The 17,814-nt window shown below is 68.2% G+C and carries 19 protein-coding genes and 3 tRNA genes; 8 read left to right on the forward strand and 14 right to left on the reverse strand.

The window, feature by feature from the left end; all coding sequences use genetic code 11:
- Window position 1: 1 nt before the first annotated feature.
- The 7 genes from nuoE to IEX71_RS09315 form a co-directional block, all read right to left on the reverse strand.
- On the reverse strand, window positions 2–856 hold the full coding sequence (gene nuoE, locus IEX71_RS09285) for an NADH-quinone oxidoreductase subunit NuoE (protein ID WP_188836744.1): 855 nt from the start codon (window positions 854–856) through the stop codon (window positions 2–4).
- A complete protein-coding gene (locus tag IEX71_RS09290; protein WP_188836745.1) occupies window positions 853–2,196 on the reverse strand; it encodes an NADH-quinone oxidoreductase subunit D in 1,344 nt (447 codons plus the stop codon). Before IEX71_RS09290 ends, nuoE begins: the two co-directional genes overlap by 4 nt.
- On the reverse strand, window positions 2,193–2,954 hold the full coding sequence (locus tag IEX71_RS09295) for an NADH-quinone oxidoreductase subunit C (RefSeq protein ID WP_188836746.1): 762 nt from the start codon (window positions 2,952–2,954) through the stop codon (window positions 2,193–2,195). The genes IEX71_RS09290 and IEX71_RS09295 overlap by 4 nt, the downstream gene beginning before the upstream one ends.
- On the reverse strand, window positions 2,951–3,505 hold the full coding sequence (locus tag IEX71_RS09300; RefSeq protein ID WP_188836747.1) for a NuoB/complex I 20 kDa subunit family protein: 555 nt from the start codon (window positions 3,503–3,505) through the stop codon (window positions 2,951–2,953). The genes IEX71_RS09295 and IEX71_RS09300 overlap by 4 nt, the downstream gene beginning before the upstream one ends.
- Window positions 3,506–3,517: 12 nt before the next feature.
- Window positions 3,518–3,883 (reverse strand): NADH-quinone oxidoreductase subunit A, encoded by a 366-nt coding sequence (locus tag IEX71_RS09305; RefSeq protein WP_188836748.1) that lies wholly within the window; start codon window positions 3,881–3,883, stop codon window positions 3,518–3,520.
- A 44-nt stretch (window positions 3,884–3,927) separates the two neighbouring features.
- The gene (locus IEX71_RS09310; protein ID WP_188836749.1) at window positions 3,928–5,241 is read right to left on the reverse strand and encodes a geranylgeranyl reductase family protein; all 1,314 of its coding nucleotides are present in this window, start codon (window positions 5,239–5,241) and stop codon (window positions 3,928–3,930) included.
- A 99-nt stretch (window positions 5,242–5,340) separates the two neighbouring features.
- Window positions 5,341–6,042 carry a demethylmenaquinone methyltransferase gene (locus IEX71_RS09315; protein ID WP_188836750.1) on the reverse strand — a complete coding sequence of 234 codons (702 nt, stop codon included), beginning with the start codon at window positions 6,040–6,042 and terminating at the stop codon, window positions 5,341–5,343.
- A 92-nt stretch (window positions 6,043–6,134) separates the two neighbouring features.
- Here IEX71_RS09315 and IEX71_RS09320 point away from each other — a divergent pair, with 92 nt between their 5' ends.
- Complete coding sequence (locus IEX71_RS09320) at window positions 6,135–7,397, forward strand: isochorismate synthase (RefSeq protein ID WP_188836751.1); 1,263 nt, start codon at window positions 6,135–6,137, stop codon at window positions 7,395–7,397.
- A gap of 9 nt (window positions 7,398–7,406) precedes the next feature.
- Here the strand turns inward: IEX71_RS09320 and IEX71_RS09325 are convergent, their stop codons facing one another.
- Genes IEX71_RS09325 through IEX71_RS09335 form a run of 3 tightly spaced genes read right to left on the reverse strand, consistent with a single transcriptional unit; the run spans window position 7,407 to window position 9,711 of the window.
- A complete protein-coding gene (locus tag IEX71_RS09325; protein WP_188836752.1) occupies window positions 7,407–7,706 on the reverse strand; it encodes a DUF1330 domain-containing protein in 300 nt (99 codons plus the stop codon).
- Between the two features lie 30 nt (window positions 7,707–7,736).
- Complete coding sequence (locus IEX71_RS09330; protein WP_229749612.1) at window positions 7,737–8,615, reverse strand: diacylglycerol/lipid kinase family protein; 879 nt, start codon at window positions 8,613–8,615, stop codon at window positions 7,737–7,739.
- Window positions 8,616–8,640: 25 nt separating this feature from the next.
- Entirely contained in the window at window positions 8,641–9,711 is a 1,071-nt protein-coding gene (locus tag IEX71_RS09335) for a polysaccharide deacetylase family protein (RefSeq protein WP_229749613.1), read from the reverse strand.
- Window positions 9,712–10,135: 424 nt separating this feature from the next.
- Here IEX71_RS09335 and IEX71_RS09340 point away from each other — a divergent pair, with 424 nt between their 5' ends.
- The 3 genes from IEX71_RS09340 (at window position 10,136) to IEX71_RS09350 (ending at window position 13,021) form a co-directional block, all read left to right on the forward strand.
- Window positions 10,136–11,398 carry an MFS transporter gene (locus tag IEX71_RS09340; protein WP_188836754.1) on the forward strand — a complete coding sequence of 421 codons (1,263 nt, stop codon included), beginning with the start codon at window positions 10,136–10,138 and terminating at the stop codon, window positions 11,396–11,398.
- Between the two features lie 64 nt (window positions 11,399–11,462).
- Window positions 11,463–12,062, forward strand: a complete 600-nt coding sequence (locus IEX71_RS09345; RefSeq protein WP_188836755.1) for a hypothetical protein — start codon at window positions 11,463–11,465, stop codon at window positions 12,060–12,062.
- Window positions 12,059–13,021, forward strand: coding sequence for a threo-3-hydroxy-L-aspartate ammonia-lyase (locus IEX71_RS09350; RefSeq protein WP_188836756.1), 963 nt, complete (start codon window positions 12,059–12,061; stop codon window positions 13,019–13,021). Before IEX71_RS09345 ends, IEX71_RS09350 begins: the two co-directional genes overlap by 4 nt.
- Window positions 13,022–13,049: 28 nt before the next feature.
- Here IEX71_RS09350 and IEX71_RS09355 read toward each other — a convergent pair whose 3' ends face one another.
- Both IEX71_RS09355 and IEX71_RS09360 read right to left on the reverse strand, forming a co-directional pair.
- Entirely contained in the window at window positions 13,050–13,436 is a 387-nt protein-coding gene (locus tag IEX71_RS09355) for a hypothetical protein (protein ID WP_188836757.1), read from the reverse strand.
- Between the two features lie 24 nt (window positions 13,437–13,460).
- Complete coding sequence (locus IEX71_RS09360; protein ID WP_188836758.1) at window positions 13,461–13,928, reverse strand: hypothetical protein; 468 nt, start codon at window positions 13,926–13,928, stop codon at window positions 13,461–13,463.
- A 198-nt stretch (window positions 13,929–14,126) separates the two neighbouring features.
- On the opposite strand from IEX71_RS09360, the gene IEX71_RS09365 reads away from it, so the two are divergent.
- The 4 genes from IEX71_RS09365 (at window position 14,127) to IEX71_RS09380 (ending at window position 15,589) form a co-directional block, all read left to right on the forward strand.
- Complete coding sequence (locus IEX71_RS09365) at window positions 14,127–15,173, forward strand: PHP domain-containing protein (protein ID WP_188836759.1); 1,047 nt, start codon at window positions 14,127–14,129, stop codon at window positions 15,171–15,173.
- A 102-nt stretch (window positions 15,174–15,275) separates the two neighbouring features.
- Window positions 15,276–15,348, forward strand: a tRNA-Glu gene (locus IEX71_RS09370).
- Window positions 15,349–15,392: 44 nt separating this feature from the next.
- Window positions 15,393–15,469: transfer RNA gene (locus IEX71_RS09375), tRNA-Asp, on the forward strand.
- Between the two features lie 47 nt (window positions 15,470–15,516).
- Window positions 15,517–15,589 (forward strand) — tRNA-Phe (locus tag IEX71_RS09380).
- 67 nt (window positions 15,590–15,656) lie between these two features.
- On the opposite strand, the gene IEX71_RS09385 is transcribed toward IEX71_RS09380, so the two are convergent.
- Together IEX71_RS09385 and IEX71_RS09390 are read right to left on the reverse strand one after the other, a co-directional pair.
- Entirely contained in the window at window positions 15,657–16,322 is a 666-nt protein-coding gene (locus tag IEX71_RS09385; protein WP_188836760.1) for an ArsR/SmtB family transcription factor, read from the reverse strand.
- Between the two features lie 33 nt (window positions 16,323–16,355).
- Complete coding sequence (locus IEX71_RS09390; RefSeq protein WP_188836761.1) at window positions 16,356–17,807, reverse strand: MFS transporter; 1,452 nt, start codon at window positions 17,805–17,807, stop codon at window positions 16,356–16,358.
- Window positions 17,808–17,814: the final 7 nt, after the last annotated feature.

A 17,814-nucleotide genomic window follows, 5' to 3' on the forward strand; every position in this document is an offset into this window, starting at 1 on the left:
CTCAGTCCTCCTGACGATCGGCTGAACTGTGCGGCTCGCCCGGCAGCGGCCCACCGGTCTCGTCGGTGATCGCGGTGTTCTGGACGGGCTCCTCCGAGAGCGGCCCGCCTTCGTCACCGGGTGCCCGCCAGTCGTTCTGGTGCGCCAGGCGCAGTCCCTCGAGGGACTGCTCGCCGGCGCCGACACCCTCGTTGGCGTGCTCGTCCGGGAAGCCGGCCAGCACCCGCTCGATGTGCTTGAAGGTGCAGACCTTGGCGGCGCCGCGGGTCGGCACGACGTCCTTGCCGGCACGCAGGTCGTCCGCCATACGCACCGCCGACTCCGGCGTCTGCTTGTCGAAGAACTCCCAGTTGGCCATCACCACAGGTGCGTAGTCACAGGCCGCGTTGCACTCGACGCGCTCCAGGGTGATCTTGCCGTCCTCGGTGGTCTCGTCGTGGCCGATGCCCAGGTGCTCGGAGACCGCGTCGAAGATCAGGTCTCCGCCCATCACCGCGCACAGCGTGTTGGTGCAGACGCCGATCGTGTAGTCGCCGTTGGGGTGGCGCTTGTACTGGGTGTAGAACGTCGCGACACCGCTGACCTCGGCCTCAGTGAGGCCCAGCCGCTCGGCGCACAACCGCACACCGCGGCCCGTGACGTAGCCGTCGACACTCTGGACCAGGTGCAGGATCGGCAGCAGTGCCGATCGCTTCACCGGGTAGCGAGCGATGATCTCGTCGATGTCGGTGTTGAGCTGCGCGAGCTGCTCGTCGGTGTAGGGCTCGGCGCTCGCTTGCAGCGGCGTCTGCGGATGCAGGATCGCGTTCGACTTGTGCGCCCGCTCCTCCGCGTGCACGTGCTTGAGCTCTGTCATCTGTCGACGCCTCCCATGACGGGGTCAATGCTCGCAACGGCCACGATCACGTCGGCGACGGAGCCGCCCTCGGCCATCGCGGCGACCGCCTGCAGGTTGTTGAAGGACGGGTCGCGGAAGTGCGCCCGGTAGGGCCGCGTGCCACCGTCGGAGACGGTGTGGCAGCCGAGCTCGCCCTTGGGGCTCTCGATCGCGGCATACGCCTGACCCGGCGGCACCCGGAAGCCCTCGGTCACCAGCTTGAAGTGGTGGATGAGCGACTCCATCGACTCGCCCATGATCTCGCGGATGTGGTCCAGGCTGTTGCCCTGACCGTCCGAGCCGACGGCCAGCTGAGCCGGCCAGGCAATCTTCTTGTCCTCGACCATCACCGGACCGGGGTTCTCGTCGAGCCGCTGGATGACCTGCTCGACGATGCGCAGCGACTGGTACATCTCGTCGACGCGCAATCGGTATCGGGCGTAGGCGTCGGAGGTGTCGCGTACCGGGACCTCGAAGTCGTAGGTCTCGTAGCCGCAGTAGGGGTCGGACTTGCGCAGGTCGTGCGGCAGGCCGGTCGCACGCAGCACCGGGCCCGTCATACCCAGCGCCATACAGCCGGTGAGGTCGAGGTAGCCGACGTCGCACATGCGGCCCTTGAGCACGGGGTTCTCGTTGAGCAGCGCCTCGAGCTCGCCGATGCCCTTGCGCACCAGCGGGAGGTTCTCGCGGACCTGGTCGATCGTGCCGGCGGGCAGGTCGGAGGCGACGCCGCCGGGCCGGATGTAGGCGTGGTTCATGCGCAGCCCGGTGATCGCCTCGAAGATCCGCAGGATGCGCTCGCGCTCGCGGAAGCCGATGGTCATGACGGTCGTCGCGCCCATCTCCATACCGCCGGTCGCGAGGCACACCAGGTGCGAGGTGATCCGGTTGAGCTCCATCAGCAGCACCCGGATGGCCTGGGCGCGAGCCGGGATCTGATCGGTGATGCCGAGCAGCTTCTCCACCGACAGGCAGTAGACCGCTTCGTTGAACAACGGCATGACGTAGTCCATGCGCGTGCAGAAGGTCACGCCCTGGGTCCAGGTGCGGAACTCCATGTTCTTCTCGATGCCGGTGTGCAGGTAACCGATGCCCGCACGGGCCTCGGTCACGGTCTCGCCGTCCAGCTCGAGGATCAGGCGCAGCACGCCGTGCGTCGACGGGTGCTGCGGACCCATGTTGACGACGATCCGCTCCTCGTGGAGGGCGGTGGCCTCGTCGACCAGGTCGTCCCAGTCGCCGCCGACGGCGTTGAGCACCGGGGTGTCGTCGTCGACGTCGTGGGTGGTGGCGCCGAAGGCGTCGGTACGTGCGGTCACTTGTACGACCTCCGATCACTGGGCGGGGGCACGGTGGCTCCCTTGTACTCCACGGGTATGCCGCCGAGCGGGTAGTCCTTGCGCTGGGGGTGGCCGGGCCAGTCGTCCGGCATCAGGATCCGGGTCAACGCCGGGTGGCCGTCGAAGATGATGCCGAACATGTCCCACGTCTCCCGCTCGTGCCAGTCGACGCCCGGGTAGGTCTCCACGATCGACGGCAGGTGTGGGTCCGAGTCGGGCACTGCGACCTCGACGCGAACTCGCTTGCTGCCGTTGGTGATCGAGACGAAGTGGTAGACCGCGTGCAACTCGCGGTCGGTGTCCTGCGGGTAGTGCACACCGCTGACGCTCAGGCACTGCTCGAAGCGCAGCGTCGGCTCGTCACGCAGGGTGCGCGCCACCAGCGGCAGCTGCTCGCGCGGCACGAAGAGGGTCAGCTCGCCCCGGTCGACGACGACGCGTTCGACGGCGACTTCGTAGCTGCCGCCGTTGCGGGCCAGCGCAACCTCCAGCGCGTCGGTCAGCGCGTCGAAGTAGCCGCCGTACGGCTTGCCCGCGGTGCCCGGGAAGAACACCGGGCGGTTGAGTCCGCCATACCCGCTGGTGTCGTTGCCGAGGGAGGAGCCGAACATGCCCTTGCGCTCGGCGATCTTGATCGGTTCGCCGACGGTCGTGGTCTCCACGAGTTCGCCCGGCGTCACCGCGTCGGTGGTGGTGGCCTCGGCGCTGGGAGCGTCGGGCTTCTTGTCGTCACTCACGCCAGCAAACCCTTCATCTGGTGCGTCGGCGTCGCCGCCATCGCGGCCTGCTCGGCCGCGCGTGCGGCCTCGACCCGGTTGACACCCAGCTTGGTGTTCTGGATCTGCTTGTGCAGCTCGAGGATCGCGTTGAGCAGCATCTCCGGCCGCGGCGGGCAACCGGGCAGATAGATGTCGACCGGTATGACGTGGTCGACACCCTGCACGATCGCGTAGTTGTTGAACATGCCGCCCGAGCTGGCGCACACGCCCATCGAGATGACCCACTTGGGCTCCGGCATCTGGTCGTAGACCTGACGCACGACGGGAGCCATCTTCTGGCTCACCCGCCCGGCGACGATCATCAGGTCGGCCTGGCGCGGAGTCGCACTGAAGCGCTCCATGCCGAAGCGGGCGATGTCGTAGTCGGGCGTGCCGACGGCCATCATCTCGATCGCGCAGCAGGCCAGACCGAACGTCGCCGGCCAGACCGAGCTCTTGCGCATGTAGCCGGCGACCTGCTCCACCGTGCTCAGCAGGAAGCCCGCAGGCAGCTTCTCTTCGATTCCCATGTCCTGAAGACCTCAATCCCACTCAAGTCCGCCGCGGCGCCATACGAAGGCGTATGCGACGAACACAGTCACGACGAAAAGCACCATCTCGATCAGCGCGAAGAGCCCCAACCGGTCGAACGAGACGGCGAACGGGTAGAGGAACACCGACTCGATGTCGAAGATGATGAACAGCATCGCCGTCAGGTAGTACTTGATCGGCACGCGTCCGCCGCCCTCGGCGTGGGGACTCGGCTGGATGCCGCACTCGTAGGCGTCGGCCTTGGCGCGGTTGTAACGCTTCGGGCCGGCCAGCGTGCTGGCGCCGAGCACCGAGAAGATCGCGAAGGCTGCGCCGATACCCGCGAAGAACAGCAGCGGTGCGTAGGAGTAGTTCATTGCTTACGAGTCCTTCCGAACGTCGCTGTTCGAAACCGTGATCCTCATGCCGCCGGCACCATCCGAGACATCATCGACATCACGCGGTCATCGAGTTTGCCACCGTGCTCGTCGCCGAGGTTGGCCATCACCTTCAACAAGAATTGCATCATCGTCTTACGCGGCAAGCCGTAACGCACTGCAAAGCGCATGATTTCCGGGTGGCCGATGAGCTGCGCGAAGTAGCGGCCCACCGTGAAGTAGCCGCCGAGGGCGTCCTTCATGACCTTGGGATAAGACTGCAACACCCGCTCGCGTCCGGCGTCGTCGGTGCGACCGAAGGCCTGCGCGACCACCTCGGCGGCCAGCCGCCCGGACTCCATCGCGTAGGCGATGCCCTCACCGTTGAACGGATTGACCATGCCGCCGGCGTCGCCGACGAGCATCAGACCGTCGGCGTAGTGCGGCTGCCGGTTGAAGCCCATCGGCAGTGCCGCCCCGCGGATCGGGCCGGTGATGGTCTCCTCGTTGTAGGTCCACTCCTCCGGCATGGTCGCGACCCACTGACGCATGACGTCCTTGTAGTCGGTCTTGCCGAACGCGCTGGAGGTGTTGAGGATGCCCAGGCCGAGGTTGCTGGTGCCGTCACCGACGCCGAAGATCCAGCCGTAGCCGGGCAGCAGCACCCGCTTGCCGTTCTTGTCCTTGGACCACAGCTCGAGCCAGGACTCGAGGTAGTCGTCGTCGTGCCGCGGGCTCGTGTAGTAGGCGCGCACCGCGACACCCATCGGGCGGTCGTCACGCTTGTCGCGGCCCATCGCGAGCGACAGCCGGGAGGAGTTGCCGTCGGCGGCGATCACCAGCGGTGCGCGGTAGGTCAGCTTGCGGCCGGTCGGGCGGTCGTTCTCGCCCATCTCCTTGGCCTCGACGCCGACGATCGCACCGGTCTTGTCGTCGCGGATCGCACCGCCCACGTTGACGCCCTGGCGCAGTCGCGCACCGTGCTTGACGGCGTGCTTGGCGAGGATGTCGTCGAAGTCCTGGCGGGTGCGGACCAGGCCGTATGGCGGGAAGCTCGCGACGTCGGGCCAGTCCAGCTGCAGCCGCATGCCGCCGCCGATGATCCGCAGACCCTTGTTCTTGATCCAGCCATCGTCTTCGGGGGTCGGTACGCCGAGCGTGATCAACTCGCGTACGGCTCGTGGGGTCAGACCGTCGCCACAGACCTTCTCCCGCGGGAAATGGGTCTTCTCCAGCAACAGCACGTCGATGCCGGCCATTGCGAGGTAAGCGGCTGTGGCTGATCCACCGGGGCCGGCGCCGACGACGATGACGTCGGCGCTCTCGTCCAGGGCAGGGCTAACGCCGGGGAGGCTCACTGGGTGAATCTTTCTAGCTTGTGAACGTCTTCACTAACCCATGCACTGTATTCCCAGCCGGGTCAGCGAACCTACTTAGGCGGACCTAATCCGCTGTCCTCACATCGTGATCGGTTTCGTGGCGCGGTGCAGGGCGACGACGCCGCCGGTCAGGTCGCGCCATTCGACCTTCGACCAGCCCGCGTCCTGCATCAACGAGGCGATGCCCGCCTGGTCGGGCCAGGCCTGGATGGACTCGGCCAGATAGACGTAGGAGTCGGCGTTGGAGCCGACCTTGCGAGCGACCCGCGGCAGCGCGCTCATGAGGTACTCGCTGTAGACCTTGCGGAAGGCCGGGTTGGTCGGCGTGGAGAACTCGCAGATCAGCACCTTCCCGCCCGGTTTGGTGACCCGGCGGAACTCGCGAAGCGTCTCCTCGGGCGACTGGACGTTGCGGAAGCCGAACGACATCGTGACCGCGTCGAAGACCCCGTCGGCGAAGGGCAGCTGCATGGCATCGGCGGCGGTGAACGCCATCTCGGGGCGCATCTGCTTGCCCTTGCGAAGCATGCCGAGCGAGAAGTCGGCCGGCACGACGCGAGCGCCGAGCCGCTCGAACGGCTCGCTGCTGGTGCCGGTGCCGGCGGCGATGTCGAGGATAAGGTCGCCCGGGCGGGGAGCCACCGACTCGACCACGACCTTGCGCCACCGGCGGTTCTGGCCCATCGCCATCACGTCGTTGGTGATGTCGTAGCGGGCCGCCACCTGGTCGAACATCTTGGCCACGTCACGTGGCTGCTTGTCGAGGCTCGCACGATTCATAGGCGACATTGTTCCCCATCGTTGTCCGTATGCCGACACGACGCGGTCGGCCACCGGCTGATGACTCGGGCGTAAGGTGACCGGTCGTGACCATGCCGTTGCCGCAAACCGAACCGGCTCTGGTGGTGCGCTCGATGCGCATTCCGGACCCGGGTGATCTCGTCTCCTTGATCCCCGCCGATGCCGAAGCGCCGGTGAGTTGGCTGCGTGAAGGGGACGGTTTCGTCGGGTGGGGCACCGCCACCGCCATCCAGACGCAGGGAACGGCACGCTTCGCCGACGCCGAGCAGTGGTGGCGGGGCATCGTGCGCCAGTCCGTCGTACGCGCCGAGGTCGACCTGCCCGGCGCCGGGCTCATCGCGGTCGGTTCGTTCGCGTTCGCCGCCGCGTCCGACGCGGGCGGCGTGCTGCACGTGCCGGCGATCGTCATCGGACGCCGCAACGGTGTCGCGTGGGTCACCACCACCAGCACCGCCGCCGAGTTGCCCAGCACCCCGAAGCTGCAGAGTGGCGAAATCCCCCAGGCGCCAAAGGTTTCCGAGGTCACCCACGGTTCGCTGACCGACGCGGAGTGGACTGCGGCGGTCGGCGCGGCGGTCGGCCGGATCCAGTCAGGGGCACTCGACAAGGTCGTGATGGCCCGGGACGTGGTGATCCGCTCCGAGACCGACATCGATCCGCGCTATCTGCTGCGCAATCTGTCCGACTCCTACCCCAACACCTGGACCTACAGCGTCGACGGGCTCATCGGCGCGACTCCGGAGATGCTGTTGCGCCGGCAGAAGGGCCTGGTCACCTCGCGGGTCCTGGCCGGCACCATCCGGCGCACCGGCGACGACGAGCACGACCTGGCGCTGGCCGCGTCGCTGGCCCGCTCGAGCAAGGACCTGGAGGAGCACGAATACGCGGTGCGCTCGGTCGCGGACGCGATGTCGCCGCACTGTTCGTCGATGAACGTGCCCGAGTCGCCATTCGTGCTGCACCTGCCCAACGTCATGCATCTGGCGACCGACGTCGCGGGCGTGCTGCACGAGGACGTGTCCTCCCTCACGCTGGCCGCGTCCCTGCATCCGTCGGCCGCCGTGTGCGGCACGCCGACACTGGCCGCGCGCGACCTCATCGCCGAGCTGGAGCAGATGGACCGCGGCCGGTATGCCGGGCCGGTCGGCTGGCTGGACGCCGCCGGTGACGGTGAGTGGGGCATCGCGTTACGTTGCGGCGAGCTCGAAACCCCTTCCCAGATGCGGCTTTTCGCCGGATGCGGGATCGTCGCCGGCTCCGAGCCGGAGTCAGAGCTAGGTGAGTCGGACGCCAAGCTGGTGCCGATGCGTCAGGCGCTCGGCTGCGGTGCCTAGGGCGTCCGACTAACTGCTCTCGGGACCCTCGACCACGACGATGTCGGCCTCGGCGACCCGCTGCCGTATCGCCCGGGCCGCGACATACTCCGGCGAGTTGTAGCAGTCCAGCGCCGCTCGGTAAGACGGAAACTCGATCACCACGTTGCGTGGCCGGGAACTGCCCTCGACGCCTTCGTACTGCCCGCCCCGCACGATCGGTGTGCCGCCGTGGGCGGAGTAGACAGGATTGGCCGCGGCGACATACTCCGCATAGCCCTCGTCGTCGTGCACCTGCACGCGGCAGATCCAATATCCCTTGGCAGTCATGCGGAGTCCTTCGCGGTGATGGGTGGCTGTTCAGCCATTCAACAACAGCCGCAGCGCGCCGGGCAGCACCCGGGCGGTGACGGGCGCCGGGGCCAGGGGCTCGCCGTCGGCATACGCCTCGACGCCGTCGGCCTCGATGCGCACCTCGGCTCCGCGCGCGACGCTCACCTCGGGGTTCTTCAGGTGGGTGCCGCGGTAGAGCTGCGGGAGGGAGCGCACGAACTTCAGCCGGCTGCCCGCTCCGACCATCACCACGTCGAGCAGCCCGTCGGACACGTCGGCGTCCGGAGCGATGTGCATGCCCTTGCCGTAGTAGCCGGAATTGGCTGCTATCGCAGTGAATCCGCGGTATTCGAAGACCTCGTCGTCGACCTGGACCCGGTAGTCGCGCGGGCTGAACTGCAGGAGGCCGCGGACCGACGCGAGCTGATATTGCGCTCCGGACGGCAACCGACCTGAGCTGGAGTTGACCAGCTCGGAGACCCGCGAGTCGACACCGGCGTAGACGCTGCCGACGACGACCCGGTCCGCGACGTCGATCGCGTCGACCTTGGTCTCCACCCCGCCGGCCGCCAATCGCGCTGCGTCGTGGACGTTCTCGGGTATGCCGAGCTGCCTGGCGAAGTCGTTGCCGCGGCCGCTCGGGATGATCGCCGCGGTCAGGTCGTACTTGTGCAACGGCCCGGCCATCGAGCTGACCATGCCGTCACCTCCCACCACGACGGCGGTCTCCCCCGCCGCAGCGGTGTCGCGCACCAGCCCGTCGGCGGCCTCGATGCCCGGCGAGAAGGTGATGCGGACCGCACCGCCGGCGTCGCCGAGATCGGCGGCCACCTCGCGTGCGGCACGAACAGCCCGGCCACCGCCGGACAACGGGTTGGCGATGATGTGGAACGACCGCACAGGCACTCTCCAGACTTGAGGACGGCAGCGCTCATCCTGCCAGGAACTGCGCCCATCCGCCGATCGGCTTGCTGCCGTAGGGCACCGAGCGCAACTTGGCCAGGACCGTCGGGTCCTGCGCCTCGATCCAGTCGACGAGCTGCCGGAAGGACACGATGCGTGCGTCGGGGTATGTCGCGATCTTGCGCATCACCTGCTCGACAGCGGTCATGTAGATGCCGCCGTTCCATCCCTCGAAGTGGTTGCCGATGATCAGCGGCGCGCGATTGGAGTCGTAGACCCGCTTGAATCCCGCGAGGTAGGTGTCGACCGCTTCCTGCTGCCACTGCGGGCGCTTCGAGGGCTTGCCGCGGGTGGTGCCGCCGGTCTGGTTGTACATGATGTTGTAGTCCATCGAGATGACCTGGCCGGTGTGCCCGGCGAACGGGATCGACTGCATCGACAGGTCCCACAGGTTGCGGTCCTTGGAGGGCCACATCTGGATGCCGGTCTTGCTGCTGTCGTAGCGCCAGCCCAGCTTGGACGCCGCGACGCGCAGGTCGTCGCCACCCTCCAGGCATGGTGTGCGGCCGCCGACCAGCTCCTTCTCGTAGTCGAACGGCAGCGGCGGCAGGTCGGTGAAACCGGTTGTGGTGCGCCAGTGTTCGACGAAGTACTTCGCCTGCTCGATCTCGCTGAGCCAGTCGGCCGGCGACCACTTGCCAACTCCTGTCGGACCACAGAAGTGACCGTTGAAGTGGGTGCCGATCTCATGGCCCTCCTTCCACGCCTCGCCGATGTTCTCGATCGTGGCGTGGATGTCCTCGTCCTCGAGGTAGCCGATGTCCGACGCACCGACGTCGTGCCGCGGCGGGTGATAGAGGTCCTTCTTGTCGCGTGGCAGCAGGAACAGCCCGGACAGGAAGAGGGTCATCGAGGCATTGGTGTCACGGGCCACGTCGCGGAAGTGCGACAGCAGGTTGAGCCCGCTGATCTCGCCGGCGCCGTCCCAGGAGATCACCACGAACTGCGGCGGAGCCTGGCCGGGCCGCAGCTTGTGCGGCGTCGGCTGATGCGGCTGCGGCCCCGTGTCGGAGGTCGACCCGTCCCCGATCAGCCGCACGACCCGCGAGGGCGACCCGGATCCGGACGCTGACGCATGAGTGCCCGAATCAGTAGATCCGCCAGTGCTTTTCGCGCCCGGACCGTCACTGCGGAGACCCGTGACGCCGCACCCACCTAACACCGCCGCGGCACCTGCCGCCGCCCCCACCGTCAACGCGTCCCGCCGAGAGACTGTCGCCATACGCTCCCCAACTCCCCTCGAGTTGCCGGACAAACCGCCGCCCGAACGGATGTCCGCCTCCACCGTCGCAAAGATCACGGTGAATCGAAAGGTGCCGCGCCGCAATCCGGGATGCTCACGTGGTATTGGCGGGCGCCCGACAGCGGTAAACTGGGGCCTGTTCAGCAAAGGGTCTGGCGCGGCTGGAGGCGGGAAGTCGCGCGTTGTTTTCTGCCGACCCTTCCGAAAGGCGTTCCACCCCGTGTCACCTGCTGCGTCATACCGCCACCTCTTCGGGCTGACCGGACGCACCTACATCGTCGTGGCGTTCCTCGCCCGGCTGCCGCTGGCCATGAGCCAGATGGGCGTCCTCCTACTCATCGCACACACCACCGGCAGTTATGGCGCCGGCGGTGCCACCGCCGGCGCGCTCGCGGTCGCCAACGCCGTCGGCTCCCCCTTGCTGGGTGGCGCTTCGGACCGGTTCGGTCAGCGCTCCGTGGTGCTCATCCAATCGGTCCTCAGTGCCGTCGGTCTCGTCGCGGTCGTCGTTGCCGCCGAGAGCGGCATCGCGTGGCCGTGGGCCGCGGGAGCAGCCGCGGTCGGCGGCTTCTTCATCCCGCAGGCCGGCCCGCTGGCCCGCGTCCGGTGGCGGCCGATCATCTCCTCCAGCGGGAAGCCGGGGTCGTCGCCGCGGCTGATCGACACGGCGTTCTCCTACGAGGGCTCGGCCGACGAGGCGTCGTTCGTGCTCGGTCCCGCGCTGGTCGGCTCGATCGCCGCCGTGGTCGATCCCGGTGTCGGCATCTGCACCGCCGCAGCCCTGCTGGCGATCTTCGGCACCTGGTTCGCCATACATCCGACGGCGCGGCTGCGTTCGTCACGCACCGGCGTCGCCGCCGCGGGACGGTTCCTGACACCTGCGCTGGCGACGCTGATGCTCGCCCAACTGATCATCGGGATGATCTTCGGCTCGGTGCAGACCGGAACCACCGTCATCGCGACCGCCGCCGGCCACGCCGGTGTCGCGGGTCTGGTCCAGGCGCTGCTCGGCATCGGCAGCGTCGCCGCCGGCCTGAGTATGGCGGCCCTGCCGGCCCGGATCGGCTACGTCACCCGGTGGCGCGTGACCGCAACCGGACTCTTCGTGCTGGCGACACCACTGCTGCTGGTCCACTCCCTCGCGTTGCTGTGCCCGGTGCTCATCGTGCTGGGGTGCTGCGTGGCGCCATACATGATCACCACCTTCACGCTTGGCGAGCAGCTCACACCGCCGTCACGCACAGGTGCGGCCATGACATTGCTGGCCGCCGCCACCGGGCTCGGGTATGCCGTGGGCGCCGCCGTCGCCGGACGCCTGGGCGACCTGTCGGGCGCGACCGCGTCCTTCGCAGTGACCGTCACCGCGGGCGGACTCGCCTGCGTGCTCGCCGCGCTCGCCGGGCCGGTGCTGCGTCGGGCACATGCTGCAGCTGAGGCCGTCACACCGGTCGAGGACCTCCCGGTCCCCACCGACGCCGCCTGAGACCCGTATGACGAGGTCCGACGGCACCCGGGTGACGGCGACCGGCACGCTCTAGGGTTTTCCCATGGCGTCCTCGAAGCAGACCACAGCTCTCAACCTCGCATCGGCCGCGGCGGCCGGTGCCATGACCCTGATCCGTCCTGCGCGCTTCCCGAAGTGGGCCCGCCGTGGACTGCGCTGGGCCAACACGGCGGGCACCGCCGGGTCGCTGTTCCTCGTCGTCCAGGGCGACGACCTGCCGGACGACCACCCGCTGCACAAGGCACTCAGCGCCAGCGACGTGATGGCCGCCGCCAGCGGCGGGCTGATGCTGGTCACCTCGGGGCTGGGGATGAAGGCCGACGACAAGGTCGAGGCCTTCCTGGTCAAGCACGGCGTGAAGCACCCGCGCGTCGTGATGGCGGTCGGCGTCGTCGTGGTGATGTTCGCAGTGAAGACGGTCCAGGACCGGTCCAGCAAGAAGGCACCTACGGCAGGCAAGCCGAGCAGCTCGCAGCCGGGCAGTTCGAAGCCGGCCGGCACGAAGCCGTCCGCGACGACGAAGCCCGCCAACCCGGCGTTGCCGTCCTCGAACGGCGCGACCCCGCCGGTCGCCGGACCTGCTGCCAGCACCGACGGCACCGACGGCACCGCGCAGGACGGCCGCCCCGAAGCCACCCGATGAGCGCCGTCGAGCTGGCCGACGTCCAGGACGCCGCGCGCGCACTGGACGGCGTGGCCCACCGCACGGCGGTGGTCACCTCGTCGCGTCTGGACTCCGAGCTGGGGATCGAGCTGCACCTGAAGTGCGAGAACCTCCAGCGGATGGGCGCGTTCAAGTTCCGCGGCGCCTACAACGCGCTCAGCAGACTCGACGACGAGGCACGTGCTGCGGGAGTGGTCGCGTTCTCGTCGGGCAACCATGCGCAGGCCGTCGCGCTCGCTGCGCGGTTGCTCGGCATACCGGCGACGATCGTGATGCCGACGGACGCACCGCAGATCAAGCTCGCCGCCACCAAGGGGTATGGCGCGGAGGTCGTCCCCTACGACCGGCGCACCGAGGACCGTGCCGCGATCGCTGCGGAGCTGGCCGAGCGCGACGGGCGGACCGTCATACCGCCGTTCAACCACCCGCACATCGTCGCCGGGCAGGGCACCGCCGCGCTCGAGCTGCTGCAGGACGTGCCGGATCTGGACGCTGTGATCGCTCCGCTCGGCGGTGGCGGGCTGCTCAGCGGCACGGCTGTCGCCACGCGCGGAATGCGGCCGCAGGCAAGCGTTTTCGGTGCTGAGCCGGCTGCGGGAGACGACGGCAAGCAATCCTTCGACGCAGGGCGCATCGTGCAGATCCCGGTGCCGGACACGCTCGCCGACGGTGCGCAGACCACTGCTCTGGGCGAGCTGACCTTCGCGATCATCCAGGAGCTCGTGGAGGACATCGTGCGAGTGACCGATGACGAACTCGTCGAAGCGATGCGGACCCTCGCGCACACGTGCAAGCTCGTCGTCGAACCCACCGGAGCGCTGGCGCTCGCCGCCGCGCGCACGCTCGCGCCGACCATGCCCGGCGCCAAGGTCGGCGTGATCCTCTCCGGCGGCAACGTCGACCTCGATCGCTATGCGGGGCTCATCTCGGCCGGCTGATCCACCGGACCGACGCCCACACAGCGTGTCAGTCAGACTGGTAGCGCACCGTCAGACCAGCGGCAGTATCCACGATCTCGACGTAGGCCAGCGACCCCCAGCGGGACACGAGCGAATCGTGCAGGTGCCGAGCCACTCGTTCCAGGGACGGGCGGAAGCTGAACAGAGACGTCCATGACTGCGCTGCCAGACGTTGCGTCTCCTCCTCGAGCACGAGCGATACGACGTCACTGTTGACGCCGCGGCCCGACTCGTTGCCGACTTCCTCGTCGATGAAGCCCAGCCCTACCCGAAGCACGTAGGCACGGCGGCCGTCCGGACCGTCGAGCGACGGCAGCCCCTCCGCCGACCGTACGCTCGACACCAATCCCTGCTGTGCGCGGAATGCATTCTCGACCTCGACGAGATACGACATGTGGCAAGCCTATTGAGTCGATCCTCAGCGCACGTGGTGCCAGGCGATCACGGTGATGGCAGCGAGGAAGATCAGCGATCCGACGAACGCGAACGGCCGTCCCGAGCGTGCGATCGCCTCGGCGATCGGGGGGCGTGCCCCCAGCTCCACCATCCGCTGCTGCGGTGAACGCCGGAGCTTCCCGAGGCGGACACGGACCGGGGCGAGCTGTGTCGCGAAGGGGACGTAGACCGAGATCACCAGCAATGCCAACGGGATTCGCACCCAGAAGAGTCGGTGTGCCTGCTCCGCCCAGAGCGCGACGGCGAGCAGTATGACCGCGAGGACCACGGCGGCCAGCTGACTGCTCACGGTAAGAGTTCGAGCCTTCGCGGTGCTGTCGCCCGCGCCGCGGATCAGCCACTGCAGCTGGCTTTGTTGCATGCGCCGCCGCACCCACCACGCCCACGCGACCCCGGCGACGAGGAGGGGCACTTCGATCCAGATCCGCACGGTGCAGAGCGTACGAGACTCCACAATCCGTCCCGACATCACGACCGTCGGCCCTTCGGGACACCCACCGGCCCAGAGCCCGTCCCGACATCACGACCGTCGGCCCTTCGGGACACCCACCGGCCCAGAGCCCGTCCCGACATCACGACCGTCGGCCCTTCGGGACACCCGCCTACCGCCATCCGGCAAGCTGGTCGTATGTCGCACGACGAGCCCATCGAGCCGATCGATGCCCTGCGCCGGATCGCCTTCCTCTTGGAGCGTTCCCGCGCCGGGACCTACCGTGTCAAGGCGTTCCGCCAGGCCGCGGACACCGTGGTCGGCACCGCGCGCGAGGTGCTCGAGCAGCGAGCCGACAACGGCACCCTGCACGATCTACCAGGCATCGGGAAGTCCACCGAAGCGGTGATCCGCGAGGCGCTGGCGGGCGATCGTCCGGCATACCTGACGAGCCTGGAGGAGAAGTCGCCCGTGCGGCTCATCGAGGGCGGCGAGCAATACCGCGATGCACTGCGCGGCGACTGCCACAGTCACTCGGACTGGAGTGACGGGGGTTCGCCGATCCCCGAGATGGTCGCCACCGCAATGGAACTGGGGCACGAATATCAGGTGCTCACCGATCACTCGCCGTCCTTACGCGTCGCGAACGGCCTCAGCGCGGAACGCCTTTCCAAGCAGTTGGCGCTCATCGACCGGATCAACGAGCGCACCGGTGACTTCACATTGCTGAAGGGCATCGAGGTCGACATTCTGGACGACGGCACGCTCGATCAGACCGATGCGATGCTCGACAGGCTCGACGTCCGGGTCGCGTCCGTCCACTCCAAGCTCAAGATGGCCAAGTCGGCGATGACGAAGCGGATGATCGGGGCGGTCCGCAACCCGCGCACCAACATCCTGGGCCACTGCACCGGCCGGATGGTCGACGGTGAGCGCCGCGGCAAGGCACTGCGGCGTGACCAGTCCAGCTTCGACGCCGAGGCCGTCTTCGCCGAATGCGCCGCGCACGACGTCGCGGTCGAGATCAACTCTCGTCCCGAACGCCAGGACCCACCGGACGACCTGATCGTCCTCGCGCTCGACGCCGGCTGCCTATTCTCGATCGACAGCGACGCCCACGCGCCGGGGCAACTGGACTTCGTGGAGTACGGCTGCGAGCGCGCGCAGCGGCTCGAGATTCCGCTCGAGCGGATCGTCAACACCTGGCCGAAGCAGCAGCTGATCGACTGGGCCGCGGGCAGTTGAGCACCCCGTTTTGGCGGATCGGCCGACGCTCCCTTATAGTCGTCTAGTCCTCGACACCAGCCGAGGTGGCTAACGCTTGAGGACTGGTCGCCGAGGCCGTAAGTCCCCATCGTCTAGCGGCCTAGGACCCCGCCCTTTCACGGCGGTAGCACGGGTTCGAATCCCGTTGGGGATACGCATCACTCTCGAGTGATGATGCAGGATGCAAGAAGGCCGCAAGGCCCCGTAGCGCAGTTGGTTAGCGCGCCGCCCTGTCACGGCGGAGGTCGCGGGTTCGAGTCCCGTCGGGGTCGCCATCCCTTTTTCCGCAAGGAAGTTGGGAGAGATACAGCACAAGCCTCAGGGCCAGATAGCTCAGTTGGTAGAGCGAGCGACTGAAAATCGCTAGGTCGGCGGTTCGACCCCGTCTCTGGCCACTGTCTTTGGATGTCGTATGACGGAGGGCGCCACCGTTCGCGGTGGCGCCCTCCGTCATACGGTCGACTACGCCAGCGTCCCGCCCGAACGCACCCAGCGGACCAGGCCGCCATCGACCGCGTACGCCGGGACTCCGAGTGAGCTCAGCTGCGCGACGGCGCGCTCCGACGCGAAGCAGTACGGCCCTTCGCAGTAAGCGACGAGATCGTGGTCCAACGGCAACTCATCGAGGCGACGCCGCAGTTCCTCCGCCGGGATCGAGATCGCACCCGGAACATGCCCGCGGCCGAACTCCTGCGCGCTGCGCACATCGACGAGCGTCACCGTCCCTTCTCGGAGCCGTCGCTTGAGCTCGCCCACATCGATGCGCTCCATGCCTGCCTCGCGCAACTGCTCGATCTCGTCGCGGACGCCGGCCAGCGACTCCTCCCCGAAGTCCTGCAGGCGCTGCAGGAAGCGCGACACGTTTTTTCCTGCGAGCCGGTAGTGGACGCGTACGCCGTCACGACGCGCGCTCACGAGCTGTGCAGCACGCAGCTGCTGCAACTGCGCGGAGGTGTTCTTCACAGGTGCGTGCGCCGCGGCGGCGAGGTCCTCGACCGTGTATTCACCTTGTTCCAGCAGATCCAGCAGCCGGAGTCGCAGCGGGTTCGACAAGGCTTTCCCGACTTTGGCCAGCTGCTCGTAGACGCCGGCGTCATCGAGTTCGAGATAGGTGCGGGTATCTGTCATGTTCCGACTCCTTCGGCGCTGGCCTCGAGGGTATTACGCGCGAGCCGGCACCTTCGGCGGCATGTCCGCCGAGGCCTGGGCGTGCCACCGCTGCTCGGAGCGCAGCGCCCGGATCGCGATCGGGATCCCGATCAGGGCAACAGCCGCGAAGACGAAGCTGAGCGCATGTGCCGAACCGAGCACACACGGGCCGCCGACCGACACCAAGACCCCTGCGGAGGCTGATCCGTAGGCGGTCGCGATCAGCTGGCTGGTGTTGATGCCCGCGGACGCCTTGCTCGCCACCTGCTCGTCCTCGCTGACGCGCAGTGCCGACGGGACCCAATGCGCGAACGCCATACCGATGCCCGATCCGGCAATCACCAGGGCAAGGAACCACCCCGCGATGACGACGTCGCCCGGGTGCTCGGTCTGCAGTGTGCCGTACAGCAGGAGACCCACCCCGAGCGTCGCCGGTCCGGCGATGCGCACGACCCGGGTGATGCTCGGCCGCGTCACACCGCCGTTCAGGATCGAGCCCAGGCTCCACCCCCAGGACAGTGCCGCGCCCAACAGCCCGGCACCGAGCGGCGACATGCCACCGATGCGCTGTCCGAAGAGTGGGAGGAACGTCTCGATCGTCGAGACGAACGCGAGTATGACGATGGCGGCATACACCCAGCGCAGCGGCGACCGCCCGCGATAGGTCATTGCGGGCAGGACGGTCACCGTCGCCGAGCGCTCCCGGAGGACGAAGCCGCCCACCAGCAGCAGTCCGACTCCGATGAGGATGCCGGTCGCCAGCCCGTGCACGATCGAGGCGATGCTCACAGCGGCCGCCCCGGCCGACAGCAGAGCCAGCGCGAACCCCGGCACCCGCTGCGGGGCCGTCTCCGTCCGGGCATGCGCGGGAAGGGTCCGCCCGGCGAGCGCCGACAGCAGCAGCGCCCCGACCGCCAGCACGCCGAATGCCGCACGCCACATGCCGAGTTCGGCGAACACACCACCGATCACCGGCCCGAAAACGTTGCCCACGCCCCACATCGCGGAGAGCAGGGCGATCGACCGCTGCCAGAGGCGCGGCGGGAGCACCATCCTGATCACGGTGAAGGCCAGGCCCGCGAGCAGGCCGGCCGACAGCCCCTGGACGGCTCGGCCGACGAGCAGCACCGGCATCGTCGGGGCCAGGGACGCCACCGCGCTGCCGGCCGCGAAACCGAGGAAGCCGCCGAGATAGCTGGCTCGCGCACCCCAGCGGGCAAGAGTGTTGTTGACGAGCATCGAACTGATCACCGATGCGACCAGGAACGCCGTCATAGTCCACGAGTAGAGGTCGGCTCCCCCGATGTCAGCGATCGCGTTCGGCAGCAGGCTCGTGGTCACGTAGACGTTCGTCGCGAAGAGCAGTACGCCGCCGGCCAACACGATGACCGGCGCCCGGCTCTCCTTGCCGAACAGGTCGCCCCAGCCGGCGCGCGACTCGTCCACTTCGGTCTTCCCTGTCATCTCGTCT

It is taken from the genome of Flexivirga endophytica, assembly GCF_014640635.1.
Taxonomy (GTDB): Bacteria; Actinomycetota; Actinomycetes; order Actinomycetales; family Dermatophilaceae; genus Flexivirga; species Flexivirga endophytica.

Bases quoted from the DNA above. Each gene is read 5' to 3' on its own strand.
- IEX71_RS09315 (WP_188836750.1), bottom strand. From the start codon at position 6,042: ATGAATCGTGCGAGCCTCGACAAGCAGCCACGTGACGTGGCCAAGATG.
- IEX71_RS09320 (WP_188836751.1), top strand. From the start codon at position 6,135: ATGCCGTTGCCGCAAACCGAACCGGCTCTGGTGGTGCGCTCGATGCGC.
- IEX71_RS09300 (WP_188836747.1), bottom strand. From the start codon at position 3,505: ATGGGAATCGAAGAGAAGCTGCCTGCGGGCTTCCTGCTGAGCACGGTG.
- IEX71_RS09345 (WP_188836755.1), top strand. From the start codon at position 11,463: ATGGCGTCCTCGAAGCAGACCACAGCTCTCAACCTCGCATCGGCCGCG.
- IEX71_RS09355 (WP_188836757.1), bottom strand. From the start codon at position 13,436: ATGTCGTATCTCGTCGAGGTCGAGAATGCATTCCGCGCACAGCAGGGA.
- IEX71_RS09365 (WP_188836759.1), top strand. From the start codon at position 14,127: ATGTCGCACGACGAGCCCATCGAGCCGATCGATGCCCTGCGCCGGATC.
- nuoE (WP_188836744.1), bottom strand. From the start codon at position 856: ATGACAGAGCTCAAGCACGTGCACGCGGAGGAGCGGGCGCACAAGTCG.
- IEX71_RS09350 (WP_188836756.1), top strand. From the start codon at position 12,059: ATGAGCGCCGTCGAGCTGGCCGACGTCCAGGACGCCGCGCGCGCACTG.
- IEX71_RS09305 (WP_188836748.1), bottom strand. From the start codon at position 3,883: ATGAACTACTCCTACGCACCGCTGCTGTTCTTCGCGGGTATCGGCGCA.
- IEX71_RS09325 (WP_188836752.1), bottom strand. From the start codon at position 7,706: ATGACTGCCAAGGGATATTGGATCTGCCGCGTGCAGGTGCACGACGAC.
- IEX71_RS09390 (WP_188836761.1), bottom strand. From the start codon at position 17,807: ATGACAGGGAAGACCGAAGTGGACGAGTCGCGCGCCGGCTGGGGCGAC.
- IEX71_RS09385 (WP_188836760.1), bottom strand. From the start codon at position 16,322: ATGACAGATACCCGCACCTATCTCGAACTCGATGACGCCGGCGTCTAC.